This window comes from Gilliamella sp. B14384G10 (assembly GCF_016101685.1).
GTDB lineage: Bacteria > Pseudomonadota > Gammaproteobacteria > Enterobacterales > Orbaceae > Gilliamella > Gilliamella apis_A.
The window spans coordinates 34,582-50,077 of record NZ_JACFQA010000006.1; the positions used below are offsets into that span (position 1 = coordinate 34,582).

Genomic DNA, 15,496 nt, shown 5'->3' on the forward strand with positions numbered 1-15,496 from the left:
TAGGTAATTAACATTATTAACAATAGTGGTATTAAAAAATACCACTATTGTTATCGTACAAAATTAGAGTGACCGAAATTCTAGTTATGTACTTGTATTGTTTTATTGTAATAAAGACAATACTGATTGTGGTACTTGGTTAGCTTGTGCTAATACTGAAGTACCTGCTTGTTGTAAGATTTGACCACGAGTCATATTTGATACTTCTTCAGCATAATCTGCATCTTCAATACGGCTACGTGCTGAACTTAAGTTATTTACAGTATTGTTGATGTTAGTTACAGTTGACTCAAAACGATTTTGTACCGCACCAAGCTCACCACGTAATTCATCAATTTTTGATAATGCCGCATCAATTGTTTTTAATGGATCTGCGGTTGGCGCATCTGATACATTAAAACTAGCTAAACCTAATTTGTCGCTGTCAATTTGTTTTAAATTGATAGCAATGATTTCACCATCATTTGCACCAACTTGAATGTTAAGGGTTTTGTCTTCTGATAATACTTTAGTACCATTGAAGTCAGTTTGTGCTGATACACGGTCGATCTCTTGTAAACGTTGATCGATTTCATTTTGGATTGATACAAGATCGCTTTCAGAGTTAGTACCGTTTGCTGCTTGAACAGTTAATTCACGAATACGTTGTACGTTATTATTGATTTCGTTTAACGCACCTTCTGTAGTTTGTGCAATTGAAATACCGTCATTGGCATTACGTGCAGCTTGAGTTAAACCACGAATACTAGAAGAAAAACGGTTAGCGATTGCTTGACCAGCGGCATCGTCTTTAGCACTGTTGATACGCATACCAGATGATAGACGCTCAATTGCAGTTCCAAGCACGCTTTGAGAATGATTAAGGTTGTTTCTTGCCATTAAAGACATAGTATTAGTATTAATTACTTGTGCCATTTTTATCTCCTTTAATATGATTAGTTAGATCAACGAGATATTGAAAAATAATTCAATATATATGCTGATGGTTTAGTTATCGGTATTAAAAAAAGAAACTTTAATATTTTTTTGAATTTTTATTTGTTGGTATTAAATAAAGCTGAATAACTAAGTCGTTTGATGAACATGATTAAAGGGCATCATAGATGTTTATATGTGTAGTAATTGAAGTTATGTATCGCTGAATCGACTGGTTGATAGCCTTAATTTGTGGCAACAAAACTTAAGTTTGTCCCCGTTTAATTCATAGCAATATATTTTCTAATCAATCAATAGTAATGATATTGGAAGTTTCACTACACAATTTTAATGTTAGGCAACATAAAGGACAGCTAACAACACTATTGATTGAGATAACTAACTCATTTTTTAATAGATAAAACTGATTATCAATATTCTCATTGCCAAAACCGACTTATTTATTAGTAAAGATAAAAAACTAAAAACAGCTAAACTTTTTACGGTATTGGTCGATAAAACAAGGGATGAAAGAATTTATATTAGGATAATCAATCATGGCAATGAGTATATTAGGAATTGGTTCTGGTATTGATTTAAATGAAGTATTAGATCAATTAGAAGCCGTTGAGAAAAATCGTCTTACACCGATAAAAGCCCAACAAAAAGCAGTTAATAATAAAATAAGCGGTTTTGGTAAATTAAAAAGTGCATTATCAACATTCAACAGCGCAACAGCAAAACTGCAAAAAAAAGAGCTGTTTCAAGCGCGTTTTGCATCTGGTAATGACAACTATTTTACCACTAATGTAAATAGCAAGGCCCAATTAGGTAATTATGCAGTTAGCGTCGAACAACTTGCCACTGCACATAGTGTTGCCACGAATGCTATAAATGATAAAACATCAACGTTAGGTAATGATAATGAAACCCGTACCCTCACAATAGAACAAGCTAATGGCCAAAAATTAAACATCACGTTAGGCAAAGATGATACATCGCTCGAATCAATTGCCAATGCAATCAATCAAGCTAAGGTGATTAATGAAGATGGTTCAACCAGTGACACAACGGTAAATGCCACTATTGTCCGTTCTGGAACTGATAGCTATCAACTGGTTATCACATCAAAAGAAACCGGTGAACAACAAGCCATTACCTCTATTTCATCCGATGATGATAAACTTAATTCACTAATTGGTTTTAATGCTAATCAAGCTGATTCATCAGCTATGAGTGAAGTAGCTAAAGCGCAAGATGCTAAATTTAGCTTTAATGGTATAACGATTAATAGCTCATCAAATACCGTTAAAGAGGTTATTCCTGGTGTCGATATCACATTAAAAGCAGTCACTACAACAGCGCAAAATTTAACCATCAGCGCTGACAATGACAAAGCTCAAGAAGCCCTTAAAGAGTGGGTTGATGCCTTTAATCAATTACAATCAACCATATCAAGTTTAACGCAATTTACCGCTGGTGATGCCAATTCAGATGAATTAAATAATAGTAATGGCCCACTGATTGGTGATTCAACACTACGTAATATTGATCAAAGTATTCGCTCTATATTTTCTAAAGGTCAAACAGGAGAATTATCGGTATTAGCACAAATTGGTATCAATATGGATAGTAATGGCAAGCTGGTAATTAAAGAAAACGAATTAGAAAAAGCCCTTAAAGAAAACAGTGAAGCAGTCGCCATTTTATTTACCGGTGATGGTGAAACAACTGGCATTGCCAACGAAGTCTTTGCCAAAGTAAGTAGCTTTATTGATAGCGACGGCATGATTGATACGGCAACTAACGGTTTAAATTCTACCTTAAAATCATTAGATAAACGCTATGACCAAGTTAATAACTCTATTGACCAAACTATCGAGCGTTATCGGGTACAATTCACAAAACTAGATATCTTAATCAATGAATTAAATGGTATGAGTAATTATCTTACCACCCAATTTGAAATGATGGCGAATTTGAAAAAATAAGGCATAACAATGTATAAAATGGGATCTCAAGCTTATAAACAAGTCAATTTAGAAACCAGCGTTAGTCAGGCTTCACCTCATCAGCTTATTGTTTTGTTATTTGATGGCGCATTAAATGCTATTCGCTTAGCTGAGTTATATATACAAAAGGGTAATATTGCTGGTAAAGGAAAAGCCATTTCTAAAGCTATTAATATCATTGATAATGGGCTTAAAAGTTGCCTTGATTTAGAGCAAGGCGGTGAAATTGCTGAAAATTTAGATCAGTTATATCAATACATCAGTCAGCAACTGGTTTTCGCTAATCTACATAATGATACGCAAATACTGCAAACTTGTTTTGATCTGCTTAATAATATTGCCCAAGCTTGGCGAGAGATAGCATAGTTATGGATGTAGCAACATTGAATACGAGTCTAGTACTAGAACAATACGAGCAACTTAATTATGTTGTTGAGCAAATGCTAATTAATGCACAACAAGAAAATTGGGAATTATTAATTAGTTGGCAAACTAAATATCAGCAGTTAGCACGTGATATTCAACTCAAAAATGGGTTAACTACTATTGATAATATACCATTATCACAACAAAATATTATTCAAATGTATATCAATAATATTCTTAGTTATCATGAGCAATTAAAGCAATTAATCCATCTGCGACATAATGAATTAAGCCAATTAATTGGTGAGCAGGTTGATTATCAAGCCAAAATAGATAGCTACCAAACAATCGCCAATTTAATTTAGATTATTCACAGAGTAGTCAAAAAAATAGAATAAAAATAATTGAGGAACGGGGTTTTTTAGCTATCTTTATCTGCCAAAAACCTCACTCCGCAAACTTTTTTGATTAATTTTACATCGTTAATGTAAACACTTTGCTTGTACTGGTAACTAACTCATTTTGCAATAACTAAAGCATTTTTAACTTCAAAAATAATCTTATAGCGAGTATCTCGATAGTCGTTGTAATAACAATAGTAGTGAGGTTAAGCCAATTTAGGATAAAAATTGGTGATTAATTAATACTATTTTTTAAACCAAAATATTATCATCTAGTCGATAAGTAACCATCCGATAAAGGTTTAAACATTCATATTCATAATTTCTTGATATGCTGCGACTAATTTATTGCGAACTTGAATACCAAATTGTAAAGAAACTGAAGACTTTTGCATGCTAACCATCACCTCATTTAATGCGATATTGGCTTCACCCATCTCAAATGCTTTGGCTTGCTGGCTAGCGTCTATTTGTGTTTGACTGATTTTATCTAATGCCATTTTTAATTCAGCCATAAAATTTTGTTCACTATGATTAATAGATTGCTTATGTGAAAAATCAAGTTGGGTTAATGTTGTGCTATTAAAGGCATCAATACTATTCATAATAAAGGTCACGGTTATTCGTCTTAATCAAGTTATAACGTAAATTATCATAAAGATAACAATCTAAAAGCGATAACTAAAGGGTAAAGCATATGCTTTTTTAGCTATTGATTTTTTTAAATACACAGATAATAAACCCTAGAATTAATCTAGTCAGTTTAGTGTTAGGATACATATGGATAGCCAGGCAGTTGGTAACAAAGGCGAATCAATATTGAGTAAGTTACCTTTTATTAATCAATTAAAAATAAATCGTAAAATGCTACTCCTTATTGTAGGAGTAATTGTAATAGCAATTAGTAGTATTACTTACTTATGGCTTAAAGACGATAATTATGGCGTATTATTTAGTAATTTGAATGATAAGGATGGCGGTGAAATCATTAGCCAACTTGATAAGTTAAATATTCCCTACAAATTTTCATCCTCTGGCACAACTATCTTAATTCCCCAAAATCAAATTTATCATACTCGTTTACGAATAGCCCAGCAGGGTTTGCCTAAAGGTGGCGCAATTGGTTTTGAACTACTCGACAAAGAAAGTTTTGGCATGAGTCAGTTTAATGAACAAATCAACTATCAACGAGCATTAGAAGGCGAACTATCGAGAACCATTGCAATTATTAGTAGTGTAGATGATGCCAGAGTGCATTTAGCAATGCCTAAACCCTCTTTATTTGTTCGAGAAAGAAAATTCCCTTCCGCCTCTGTTGCACTAACTTTATTACCAGGTCGAGCTTTATCGCAAGGTCAAATTGACGCCATCATTCATTTAATTTCGAGTAGTGTTCCAGAATTACAAGCGGATAAGGTGACGATTATTGATCAAAAAGGCAATTTATTAACCGGTGAAAGATACCGTGACAGTAACGTTAATATTGCCCAATTAGAATATAGTGAACGCATTGAAAATCTAGTTCGAGAACGAGTAGAAAAAATTATTATCCCTATTTTGGGACAACAAAATGTTAAGGTACAAGTGAATGCGGATATCGATTTTAGTCGGCAAGAGTCAACATCAGAAATTTATGATCCCAATAGCGATGCCAGCAACCAAACTATTCGTAGTAAGCAACAAATTGAAAATAGCCAATTAGCATCAAGCAATATTATCGGTGGTGTGCCGGGCGCATTATCTAATCAACCGGTACCAACGCCTAGTGCACCAATTGATGGTGAGAGCGATAGCAAAGATAAAGACGATAAACAAAAAATGTATCATTTACAGTCAAATAAAACATTGAACTTTGAAGTTAATCGTCAAGTTATTCATAGCAAAATCCCTGAAGGTCGTATCAAGCGTTTATCTGTCGCTGTTTTAGTTAATTATAAATTTATTTCAGCCGATGAAATCACATCGGCAAATGAAGAAAATTCAGAACAGGAAGCTGTTGAAAAATGGGTAAAACTAGATCAAGAGGAACTCACCCATATTGAAGCGCTTGCCCGTCAAGCAATGGGATTTTCTGACTTGCGTGGTGATTCATTAACAGTAGCTAATTTGAAATTTACCGATCAAATTGAAGATGAAAATGCCGCCATGGTCTTTTTACAAAAACATGAAGTTTTCGACATGCTGAAAGTCGCGATTAAATATCTGATTTACATTTTAATAATCTGGTTTGCATGGCGCAAAGTATTACGCTCGATATGGATTAAAATTCAAAGACAATATCTTAATACTGATAACAGATCATCTGATAGCACAATGGCTAGTGAAGATAAACTCGATTACAAAGCACACAGTAAACTGCAACAGAAGATTTTTGAAGATAATATGCAACAACAGCAATACATCCGCAAAATTGTCGAGAAAGATCCTCGTGTAATGGCTCTGATTATACGTGGTTGGATGAACAAGAAGGACACCGAGTAATGAATTTAACTGAAGCGCAAAAAGCAGCGACAATTTTAATGATTTTAGGTGAAGAATTAGCAGCCAAAGTAATGCAATTTTTAAACCATAAAGAGGTACAAAAAATTAGTAGTGCCATGATGGGATTGCCACAATTAACTCAAGAACAACTGAAAAATATTCTTAATGAGTGTCAAAATACTCTTGATGATTGTGCAGTATTAAATACAGATACCAATGGCTATTTAAGAAAAGTTCTAGAAAAATCAATTGGTAGTGATAAAGCTAACCGATTGCTTGATGAACTATTAGATACCGATATCGAAGATACCACTGATGGTTTAAAAATGCTTAACTTTGTCGATGCTGCACGCGCGGTTGATTTAGTTAAAAAAGAACATCCACAAATTATCGCCACCATTTTAGTTCACTTAAATCGCGATTTGGCTGCTGAGATTTTAAATTTATTTGATGACCAATTACGTAATGACGTCATGCTACGTATTGCAACTTTCGGTGGCGTAGAGCCATCAGCATTAGAAGTGTTATCGACATCATTATCAACCTTACTACATGGACAAAATATTAAACTTAATAACATGGGTGGCATCCGCACCGCAGCAGAAATTATCAATCTGATGAAATCACAACAAGAAGAATTGGTTATCAATGCATTACGAGATTATGACAATGAGCTTGCTCAAAAAATCATTGATGAAATGTTCCTATTTGAAAATCTGATTGATGTCGATGATAGAAGTATCCAACGTCTACTCAAAGAGGTGGATAATGAAACCTTAATCATCGCTATGAAAGGGGCAACAGAAACGCTACGCGACAAGCTATTAGCAAATATGTCACAACGCGCTGCCTCAATATTACGAGAAGATTTAGAAAACAGACCACCAGTTCGCTTGTCGCAAGTCGAAACCGAACAGAAGAAAATTTTGGTTATTGCACGGCGCTTAGCAGAAACTGGTGAGATGATCTTAACGAGTGGTGATGATGAATATGTATAATCATACTAATAGTGTAAGTTGGAAACCATTGCATTTCCAAGATTTGGCACTTAGCGAATTATCACCATTAACCAGCCAGCAACAGCCAGAAGAGTTGGAAGAATTTGCGCCACCATTAGAGCCAGATAGCCACGATGATCAAAATGAGGACTCTTTTGATATTAATAGCCCGACAATATTGCTAGAACTCGAAAATATTAAACAACAAGCAAGAGATGAAGCATACCAAGAAGGCTTTAATTTAGGTAAAGAAGAAGGTTTCAATATTGGCAAACAGACTGGCTATGAGCAAGGATTCACTCTCGGTCACCAAGAAGGGCTGGACACAATAGAACAACAGTTAACGGCAGAAAAATTAACTAGCATAAATGCCATCAAAAATTTAGCAATCAGCTTTCAACAATCGATTAGCCAAATTGATGAGAAAATTGTACCAAAGCTATTTGACTTAGCTTTACTTGCTGCCGAAAAAACAGTTGGTTCATTATCAAAAGTAAAACAAAAACAATTATTACATATTATAAAATCATTAATTGAACAAAATACAATTGTTAACCCACCAATTGTAGTACGAATTAATCCAACAGACTTGTTATGGCTTGAACCACAACTGAATAATGAGTTGCAACCACAGCAATGGCAGTTTATAGCCGATGCCAATATCGAATTAGGGGGTTGCAAAATATTTACCCAAACCAATGAGATCGACGCCAGTGTAACCCATCATTGGCAAATCATCTCAGATAATGTACATGGAGTTGAACATTAAGGTGGACTTTTGTAGGCAATGGATGACTAAAATTGATTGTGCGCAACAAAAATTACAGTCAATATCGTTAATCCGTCAATATGGTCGCTTAGTTAAAGCTTCGGGCTTAGTTTTAGAGGCCGTGGGTTTAAAATTACCTTTAGGTTCTAACTGCTTTGTCGAACGGCAATTAGATGGAAAAGTACAAGCTGTTGAGTGTGAAGTTATTGGTTTTAATGGTAAAACCTTATATCTGATGCCATTTGAATCAACCGATGGCATATTACTTGATGCCAGAGTATATACCTCACAATATGATTTAACTCATTTTAGCCATAAAGTTTTACCTATTGGTACGGGGTTATTAGGACGAATAGTTGATGCAATGGGCAAACCATTGGATGGCAAACCTTTACCAGAAAATATTGAATATGAAGGATTAATCAATAAATCACTAAACCCTCTGACTCGCACACCTATTCATCAAGTATTAGATGTCGGTATTCGTGCTATCAATGCATTATTAACCGTTGGCCAAGGTCAACGAATGGGGCTTTTTGCCGGTTCTGGTGTTGGTAAAAGTGTACTACTTGGCATGATGGCTAGGTATACCAAAGCTGATATTATTGTGGTTGGTCTGATTGGCGAACGAGGCAGGGAAGTAAAAGATTTTATCGAAAATATACTTGGTGAAGAAGGCTTAGCGCGTTCAGTAGTTGTCGCGGCACCAGCCGATGTATCGCCATTATTACGTCTACAAGGTGCAGCTTATGCCACAAAAATAGCCGAAAATTTTCGTGATCAAGGGTTTAATGTATTACTGATCATGGATTCACTAACCCGTTATGCCATGGCACAACGGGAAATAGCCTTAGCCATCGGTGAACCGCCGGCAACCAAAGGTTATCCACCATCAGTATTTGCAAAATTGCCAGCATTAGTTGAAAGAGCAGGTAATGATGCCAAAGGAAAAGGGGCAATTACTGCTTTTTATACTGTATTAACCGAAGGTGACGACCAACAAGATCCTATTGCGGATTCAGCAAGGGCAATTCTTGATGGTCATATAGTGTTATCACGTTCACTAGCTGAATCGGGGCATTATCCAGCCATTGATATCGAAGCGTCAATCAGTCGTGTAATGACCGATCTTACCCCACCAGAAGATGAAAAAAAATCACGGTTATTTAAACAATTATTTTCAAGTTTCCAGCGCAATCGGGACTTGATTAATGTTGGTGCTTACGTAGCTGGAACCGATCCATTATTAGATAAAGCTATCTCACTTTTTCCAGCTATGCAGCAATTTTTACAACAAGGAATCAATGAGCATTGTAGTTATCAAGACGCTTATCAACAATTAATCAATATTGTTGCTGCTCGCTGATAAATTAGGAAAGAATTATGGCCAATCAACATCATGGTAAATTTGCATTTATAACGTTAAAAAAGCTCGCTGAAAAAGCAGTTGATGACAAATTGATTAAATTAAAACATGCCCACGAAAATAAACGTAATGCACAATCACAACTAAATGTATTAAATGATTATTATCACGAGTACCAACAACGGCTAAATAATGCTTTATCCAGTGGCATTAAGGGATCGGAATTAAATAATTTTAATGCTTTTATTACAGCTATTGAACAAGGTATAGCTCAACAAAAAAAACTACTATTAACTTTAGATATAAAACAAAAGCAGATCACCAATGAGCTTAATCAATCACAAAAAAGCCTAAATACTTATACTACATTATTAGATAAACAACATAAAAAACTGTTACTACAACAGAGTCGTTTACAACAAAAATTAACCGATGAATTTGCTCAGCAGCAGATAGCAAGGAGAACATTGAATGAATATTAATCAGTTTAGCGATATTCCATTAATCTCATCTCAACAATTTGAATTAAACGACAACCAGTTATCTATTCTTGATGATGATTTTTTCCAAAAATTATTACAACTTACCGAAAAACAACAATGGCTAAGTGATAATAATAATCACGTTAATGCTACAAACTTAAAAGACAATGAGTTAGAGCAGAAAGAACGAATGGAAAGTGAAGAGTTGTTCATACTATTTTCTATGCCACTCAATCAGCAAGAGGATATACAGCAAAATAGACAATCGGATGCTCAACCGAAAAATCAACCAATATATGAAACTAAACTATTATTAGAAGCTAATCCAACCATGATTGATCCAAAGTTGGATACACAATGTACTGATGATATCAAACAGCGCATCAATATTGATGAAAAAGCTGCCGAAATTATTGCTTCAATTAATCACAGTGAGCAATTAATCAACAAAACCAATAAACCAAACCCTAGTCATTTATTGGCTTGGGAAAATAATCAGCCACAAACGATAAAAAATGCACATTTGAGTATTAATCAAACACAGTCAACAGATACGCTGATAAATAATCATAGCAATGATCATCAAACTGATTTAGCGTCAACTCTGACAGATAAATTGTTTACTACTAATTTGGCAAATACACCATCAGAAATGGCTTTATCAATAGATCTAAATGGCCAATCATCGTTATTTAATCCGCCAACCTCTACAACAAATCCAACCATCTTAAACTTAAATTTACCGATGCCCATGGATATTAGTAAGTGGCAAGCGTCTTTAAACGAACAAATTTGTTTGATCAGTAGACAAGGTATTCAAAATGCCGAAATAAAATTAAATCCACAAGAACTAGGTTCATTACATATTAAATTAGCCATGATTGATGACAAAATCGATCTGCACATGGCGGTTGCGCATAATATGGTTAAGGGTGTGTTAGAATCAGCACTCCCCATGTTAAGAACCTCATTGGAACAACAAGGTATCACTTTACAACACACTAACATTAGTGATTTTTCAATGATGAATGATTCTAAACAGTCATCTTCTTATCAACAACCACAACAATTTGAAACAGAACAACTATTAGATGATATCAATCCAATTCAACAAAAAATTGATCATCATACTGAGGTTGTTCAATCAGGATTAAGTATTTTTGCCTAAATAACGGTTATGGCAATATTTATAAAATGATTGATATCTAAGCTTATAACAGTGTTTAACGTTGATAACTTAATATTAAAAAGGTCGAATAGATAATATTTTTATTGCCTATTCTTCCGATTAATTCTTACGGCATGATTTATTATTTTGGTAATTTTTGGTTATTTAAATAGCTACAAATCTTTCGTTAATTTTCATTGAGACAATAATAAATATGCAAACCACCAATAAAAAAGTAAGAATTTTAAACCTAATACTTATTCTAATTACCTTACTCGCAATAGGTTCAGCAGCTTATTTATGGTTCGAAAATCAAGCTAAAAATACGACGCACACTCATCAAGAACCTCAAGTTTCATCACCAGTTTTTTTAACCTTAAAACCATTTACCATTACATTACCACCTTCTGAAGATAATTTAGATATCAATAAAATTCTATATGTTGGTATGGTGTTACGTGTCGAAGATGAAGATCAAAAAACGGTATTATTAGAATATTTGCCTGAAGTAAGAAGTGATGTATTGCTGTTAACCTCAAAACAATATGTCAATAATTTGAAAAAAGAATCTGGCAAACTCGAATTACAAGAGCAAATAAAAACAGCATTATCACGTCAATACGATGCCAAACATTCAGTAAAAATTGATGAAGTGTTATTCACTGATTTCATTATAAGGTAATTATCATGTCTGATAAGCTTCAATCTACTAGCGATAAAAGTGAATCTTTAGCTAAACATTCACCGAATAATGCTGCCAGTATTGAAAAAAATATTGTGCAAAATTATCAATCACAGCAAAGTAAACGGACTGAAGTAAAACCTTATGATATATCAGTTAAACATAGTTTTATCCCTGAAAGACTAACAGCATTAGAAATCATTAATGAACGCTTTGCTCGTCAATTTCGAATTGGTTTATTTAATTTATTACGTCGTAACACGGATGTTATTACCTCGCCAATTGAGCCAAAAACATTTAAAGAGTTTTCGCATATTTCGGCAACGTACCATTTAAATTTAGTTCATCTTAATCCTTTACGGGGAAGCTGCTTATTTTCTTTTTCACCAGAACTGGTATTTATTGTTGTTGATACGCTTTTTGGCGGTGATGGACATACCACCAATATGGAAACGGAAGGACGTGAATTTACTCATACCGAACAAGAAATTATTAGACGAGTATTAGATCTTGCTTTAACTACATATCAAAATTCATGGATTGACGTATACAGTATTGAAACTGAATATATTCGTTCTGAAGTTGAGAGTAAATTTACCAATATCACCAGTTCTCCCGATGATGTTGTGTTAACGTCCACCTTTTTAATTGAAATTGGAAGCTTTAAAGCAACTTTCTGCATATGCATTCCATATACAATGGTTGAACCTATCAAAGAGCTATTAATTAAACCACCGATCGAAAGTCAAACCCATCAAGATGATAATGTCTGGATGAGTTCCCTCACTAGCGGTATTAAACAATCAACGGTTGAGTTAGTCGCCAATTTTACAAATATTCAAACAACTGTTGCCAAATTATTAGCATTAAAAGTAAACGACATTTTAGATATTGAAAAACCAACCAGCCTAGATGCCACTATTGGTGGCGTACCGGTTTTAAAAGGCCAATATGGTAGTGTAAATAAACAATATGCAATTCAAGTAGAGCAAATAAGCAACCCTGTATTAGAACAATTGAATGAAGGAGTGTTCAATGAGTGATATGCCAAATAACAGTGATGATAGCCAAGCAACTAACTTAACTGATGAAGAATCGGTAACGACAGAAGCTATTTTTGAAACCCTTTCTCCCCAACCGTCAAATGTAAAAGAACAAGATATTAATCTTATTTTAGATATTCCGGTTAATTTAAGTGTTGAACTTGGCCGCACCAAAATGGCCATTAAAGATCTATTAAATTTAACTCAAGGCTCAGTTATCGCCTTAGATGGTTTAGCTGGTGAGCCATTAGATATTTTAATTAACGGTTACTTAATTGCGCAAGGCGAGATCGTGGTGGTGGGTGACAATTATGGTGTACGAATTACCGATATTATTACCCCATCAGAACGGGTACGTAGATTAAGTCGTTAATAAACATTAATGAGATAACCATGAGCGAATCAACTATCAACTCCGGTATACAAAACTTTTCGTCTATTCCTGCTGAATCAAGTTTATATAGCCAAATAGGAATAGCCTTTTTTAGTGTCATCACCATTATTTTCGTTTTAATATGGCTAATAAAACGGTTAGGTTGGCAAAAATCTACTAAGCAATTCATTGATGTTAAAGCAACTTACAATATAAATGCCAAAGATCGCATTATGCTGGTTTATGTTGATCATCAATTACTGGTGGTCGGGGTTACAGCACAACAAATGACTTTACTCCATACTATCAATGAACAACGTACTGAAATGTTATTCGCAGAGCCAGCTGACGTTGAACAACAGTCAAAAAATAATCTGTTCAATCAAATATTAAGATCTGTGTTAAACAGTAAAAAGGTGTGATTAATTGTGCGGTTAAAACTTGTTATTTTATTTAGCTTATTGCTGGCCAGCCAATATAGTTATGCTGAATTATCACCGTTAACAATTGTTACTCAAACCTCACTACCAGAAGGGCAAACTTGGTCATTACCAGTTGAAACTTTAGTTTTTTTAACCCTACTAACTTTTATCCCAATTATATTATTATTAATGACGAGTTTTACTCGTATTATTATTGTTTTAGGGCTATTACGAAGTGCTCTTGGTACCCAATCAGCACCACCTAATCAATTAATTTTGGGTATTGCACTATTTATGACATTTTTTATTATGTCACCAACATTGGATAAAATATATCAAGATGCTTATCTTCCCTATTCACAACAACAAATCACTATGCAACAAAGTTTGACGCAGGCAAGCAAACCACTGCGTGAATTTATGTTGAGTCAAACTCGTGAAAGTGATTTAACGCTATTTGTTAATATGTCCCATACTGGTGATATTCAAACCCGTGAAGATATTCCACTACGAGTTTTAGTCCCCGCTTTTGTGGTTAGTGAACTTAAAACCGCTTTTCAAATTGGCTTTACTCTGTTTATTCCTTTTTTAGTCATTGATTTAGTTGTTGCCAGTACATTAATGGCATTAGGGATGATGATGGTACCACCAGCAACAGTATCACTACCTTTTAAAATTATGTTGTTTGTATTAGCTGATGGCTGGCATTTATTGTTAGGTTCATTAGCACAAAGCTTTTTCAGTTAACACCAACAGTATAAGGGATTATATGCCTTCTGAATATATTAGCCATTTTGCCATTCAAGCAATCAAAGTTGCCGCATCACTTGCAGGTCCTTTACTACTCGCAGCATTAGTCACTGGGCTAATTATCAGTTTGTTACAAGCTGCAACCCAAATTAATGAAATGACCTTATCTTTTATTCCTAAGATTTTAGCGGTGGTGTTAGTATTAATCATTTTAGGCCCCTCAATGCTGACGACTATGATCGATTATATCCGTCTGGTTATTACTGATATTCCTAACTTAACTAGTTAACCTTAATGGACGCCGCGATTCACGATCTGTTTAATATTGATTTTTTTGCTTGGGTTCGATCAAGTTTTCTGCCTTTTACCCGTATTTTAGCGCTAATTATGGTCGCACCTATTGTCGGTGAAAAAGAGGTGCCAAATCGGTTAAAGATTGGTTTAGCAATGCTGATCGTCATTTTATTACCTTTACCAAAGTTAGACGACAACCTTACCCTTTATTCATTACTCGGTATCTGGGTTATTGCCCAGCAAATCATGATTGGCATCATAATCGGTTTTACCGTACAACTTACTTTTTTAACGGTAAGATTTGCAGGTGAATTAATTGGTATGCAAATGGGATTAGGCATGGCGACCTTTTATGATCCTATTGGTGGACCATCTACTTCTGTACTGTCACGTTTAATTAACATTATTGCCTTGTTGATATTTCTCAGCTTAGATGGACATCTATGGCTACTATATGGGTTAGCTAACAGTTTTGATATTATCCCTATTAGCGTTTCACCTTTAAAAGCCAACGGTCACTTAGCCTTAATCGAAACAACCAGTCTATTATTTAGTAATGGCGTTATGTTGGCATTACCATTAATGACGTTATTGCTGATTATTAATTTGTCGTTAGGGCTATTAAATAGAATTACCCCTCAGTTATCAATTTTTGTAGTGGGCTATCCACTTACCTTATTATGTGGCTTGATGATGTTAAGTTATTTATTTTCCACCTTGCCTTCATTTGTGGAATTTATTTTAGAACAGATATTTTCAACTACTTCGCAAATTTTAATCTATCTTGCTGCCACCAATAATTAAGCCAATTAAGCTTAATAAAATTCAGGGGTATTTTTTAACAAAAAATTTTGAGGAACGGGGTTTTTTAGCCTTAACATTAAAGGTTATTAACCATGTATATAACTAATGGTTGCTTATACGAGATAATAAAAAAACCGCTGTGTAGCTTTGCGTTACACAACGGTTCAAGT

General features: G+C 34.4%; 18 protein-coding genes. 16 read left to right on the forward strand and 2 right to left on the reverse strand.

Translation table 11 applies throughout. The features are described 5' to 3' along the window. Positions 1-102: 102 nt before the first annotated feature. Entirely contained in the window at positions 103-915 is an 813-nt protein-coding gene (locus H3T54_RS10795) for a flagellin (RefSeq protein WP_034900970.1), read from the reverse strand. Positions 916-1,472: 557 nt separating this feature from the next. Between H3T54_RS10795 and fliD the strand changes: the two genes are divergently transcribed. From fliD to fliT, 3 genes are read left to right on the forward strand one after another with little or no spacing between them, the layout of a single operon-like run. Next, on the forward strand, positions 1,473-2,906 hold the full coding sequence (fliD, locus tag H3T54_RS10800) for a flagellar filament capping protein FliD (protein ID WP_198222490.1): 1,434 nt from the start codon (positions 1,473-1,475) through the stop codon (positions 2,904-2,906). A gap of 9 nt (positions 2,907-2,915) precedes the next feature. Beyond that, positions 2,916-3,293 (forward strand): flagellar export chaperone FliS, encoded by a 378-nt coding sequence (gene fliS / locus H3T54_RS10805; RefSeq protein WP_086360376.1) that lies wholly within the window; start codon positions 2,916-2,918, stop codon positions 3,291-3,293. A gap of 17 nt (positions 3,294-3,310) precedes the next feature. Beyond that, positions 3,311-3,658 (forward strand): flagellar protein FliT, encoded by a 348-nt coding sequence (fliT, locus tag H3T54_RS10810; RefSeq protein ID WP_198222492.1) that lies wholly within the window; start codon positions 3,311-3,313, stop codon positions 3,656-3,658. Between the two features lie 338 nt (positions 3,659-3,996). Here the strand turns inward: fliT and fliE are convergent, their stop codons facing one another. Continuing rightward, positions 3,997-4,299 carry a flagellar hook-basal body complex protein FliE gene (gene fliE / locus H3T54_RS10815; protein ID WP_034900954.1) on the reverse strand — a complete coding sequence of 101 codons (303 nt, stop codon included), beginning with the start codon at positions 4,297-4,299 and terminating at the stop codon, positions 3,997-3,999. Positions 4,300-4,474: 175 nt separating this feature from the next. Here fliE and fliF point away from each other — a divergent pair, with 175 nt between their 5' ends. The 13 genes from fliF to fliR all read left to right on the forward strand — a co-directional run bounded on the left by fliF (position 4,475) and on the right by fliR (position 15,326). After that, the gene (gene fliF / locus H3T54_RS10820; RefSeq protein WP_198222494.1) at positions 4,475-6,175 is read left to right on the forward strand and encodes a flagellar basal-body MS-ring/collar protein FliF; all 1,701 of its coding nucleotides are present in this window, start codon (positions 4,475-4,477) and stop codon (positions 6,173-6,175) included. Beyond that, positions 6,175-7,173: a flagellar motor switch protein FliG gene (fliG, locus tag H3T54_RS10825; RefSeq protein WP_086358416.1), complete on the forward strand. Its 999-nt coding sequence runs from the start codon at positions 6,175-6,177 to the stop codon at positions 7,171-7,173. Before fliF ends, fliG begins: the two co-directional genes overlap by 1 nt. Beyond that, on the forward strand, positions 7,166-7,942 hold the full coding sequence (locus tag H3T54_RS10830; RefSeq protein ID WP_198222496.1) for a flagellar assembly protein FliH: 777 nt from the start codon (positions 7,166-7,168) through the stop codon (positions 7,940-7,942). Before fliG ends, H3T54_RS10830 begins: the two co-directional genes overlap by 8 nt. Positions 7,943-7,964: 22 nt before the next feature. Then, on the forward strand, positions 7,965-9,308 hold the full coding sequence (gene fliI, locus H3T54_RS10835; RefSeq protein ID WP_232351577.1) for a flagellar protein export ATPase FliI: 1,344 nt from the start codon (positions 7,965-7,967) through the stop codon (positions 9,306-9,308). A 17-nt stretch (positions 9,309-9,325) separates the two neighbouring features. Continuing rightward, positions 9,326-9,790: a flagellar export protein FliJ gene (gene fliJ / locus H3T54_RS10840; RefSeq protein ID WP_034900944.1), complete on the forward strand. Its 465-nt coding sequence runs from the start codon at positions 9,326-9,328 to the stop codon at positions 9,788-9,790. Next, on the forward strand, positions 9,780-10,958 hold the full coding sequence (locus H3T54_RS10845; RefSeq protein ID WP_198222500.1) for a flagellar hook-length control protein FliK: 1,179 nt from the start codon (positions 9,780-9,782) through the stop codon (positions 10,956-10,958). Before fliJ ends, H3T54_RS10845 begins: the two co-directional genes overlap by 11 nt. Before the next feature lie 214 nt (positions 10,959-11,172). Beyond that, a complete protein-coding gene (locus tag H3T54_RS10850) occupies positions 11,173-11,640 on the forward strand; it encodes a flagellar basal body-associated FliL family protein (protein ID WP_034900941.1) in 468 nt (155 codons plus the stop codon). 5 nt (positions 11,641-11,645) lie between these two features. Further along, a complete protein-coding gene (gene fliM, locus H3T54_RS10855) occupies positions 11,646-12,683 on the forward strand; it encodes a flagellar motor switch protein FliM (protein ID WP_198222502.1) in 1,038 nt (345 codons plus the stop codon). Beyond that, positions 12,676-13,056, forward strand: coding sequence for a flagellar motor switch protein FliN (gene fliN / locus H3T54_RS10860; protein ID WP_034900937.1), 381 nt, complete (start codon positions 12,676-12,678; stop codon positions 13,054-13,056). Before fliM ends, fliN begins: the two co-directional genes overlap by 8 nt. 20 nt (positions 13,057-13,076) lie before the next feature. Further along, positions 13,077-13,478 carry a flagellar biosynthetic protein FliO gene (locus tag H3T54_RS10865; RefSeq protein WP_110448832.1) on the forward strand — a complete coding sequence of 134 codons (402 nt, stop codon included), beginning with the start codon at positions 13,077-13,079 and terminating at the stop codon, positions 13,476-13,478. 6 nt (positions 13,479-13,484) lie between these two features. Continuing rightward, positions 13,485-14,225, forward strand: a complete 741-nt coding sequence (gene fliP, locus H3T54_RS10870) for a flagellar type III secretion system pore protein FliP (RefSeq protein ID WP_294882665.1) — start codon at positions 13,485-13,487, stop codon at positions 14,223-14,225. 22 nt (positions 14,226-14,247) lie between these two features. Further along, the gene (gene fliQ / locus H3T54_RS10875; RefSeq protein WP_034900933.1) at positions 14,248-14,517 is read left to right on the forward strand and encodes a flagellar biosynthesis protein FliQ; all 270 of its coding nucleotides are present in this window, start codon (positions 14,248-14,250) and stop codon (positions 14,515-14,517) included. A 5-nt stretch (positions 14,518-14,522) separates the two neighbouring features. Next, positions 14,523-15,326 carry a flagellar biosynthetic protein FliR gene (fliR, locus tag H3T54_RS10880; RefSeq protein WP_198222504.1) on the forward strand — a complete coding sequence of 268 codons (804 nt, stop codon included), beginning with the start codon at positions 14,523-14,525 and terminating at the stop codon, positions 15,324-15,326. Positions 15,327-15,496: the final 170 nt, after the last annotated feature.

Excerpts from the sequence above, each read along its gene's own strand:
- fliR (WP_198222504.1), top strand. The coding sequence starts at position 14,523 with ATGGACGCCGCGATTCACGATCTGTTTAATATTGATTTTTTTGCTTGG.
- fliN (WP_034900937.1), top strand. The coding sequence starts at position 12,676 with ATGAGTGATATGCCAAATAACAGTGATGATAGCCAAGCAACTAACTTA.
- fliM (WP_198222502.1), top strand. The coding sequence starts at position 11,646 with ATGTCTGATAAGCTTCAATCTACTAGCGATAAAAGTGAATCTTTAGCT.
- fliE (WP_034900954.1), bottom strand. The coding sequence starts at position 4,299 with ATGAATAGTATTGATGCCTTTAATAGCACAACATTAACCCAACTTGAT.
- H3T54_RS10865 (WP_110448832.1), top strand. The coding sequence starts at position 13,077 with ATGAGCGAATCAACTATCAACTCCGGTATACAAAACTTTTCGTCTATT.
- fliJ (WP_034900944.1), top strand. The coding sequence starts at position 9,326 with ATGGCCAATCAACATCATGGTAAATTTGCATTTATAACGTTAAAAAAG.
- fliF (WP_198222494.1), top strand. The coding sequence starts at position 4,475 with ATGGATAGCCAGGCAGTTGGTAACAAAGGCGAATCAATATTGAGTAAG.
- H3T54_RS10830 (WP_198222496.1), top strand. The coding sequence starts at position 7,166 with ATGTATAATCATACTAATAGTGTAAGTTGGAAACCATTGCATTTCCAA.
- H3T54_RS10850 (WP_034900941.1), top strand. The coding sequence starts at position 11,173 with ATGCAAACCACCAATAAAAAAGTAAGAATTTTAAACCTAATACTTATT.
- H3T54_RS10795 (WP_034900970.1), bottom strand. The coding sequence starts at position 915 with ATGGCACAAGTAATTAATACTAATACTATGTCTTTAATGGCAAGAAAC.
- fliD (WP_198222490.1), top strand. The coding sequence starts at position 1,473 with ATGGCAATGAGTATATTAGGAATTGGTTCTGGTATTGATTTAAATGAA.
- H3T54_RS10845 (WP_198222500.1), top strand. The coding sequence starts at position 9,780 with ATGAATATTAATCAGTTTAGCGATATTCCATTAATCTCATCTCAACAA.
- fliQ (WP_034900933.1), top strand. The coding sequence starts at position 14,248 with ATGCCTTCTGAATATATTAGCCATTTTGCCATTCAAGCAATCAAAGTT.
- fliS (WP_086360376.1), top strand. The coding sequence starts at position 2,916 with ATGTATAAAATGGGATCTCAAGCTTATAAACAAGTCAATTTAGAAACC.
- fliG (WP_086358416.1), top strand. The coding sequence starts at position 6,175 with ATGAATTTAACTGAAGCGCAAAAAGCAGCGACAATTTTAATGATTTTA.
- fliI (WP_232351577.1), top strand. The coding sequence starts at position 7,965 with ATGACTAAAATTGATTGTGCGCAACAAAAATTACAGTCAATATCGTTA.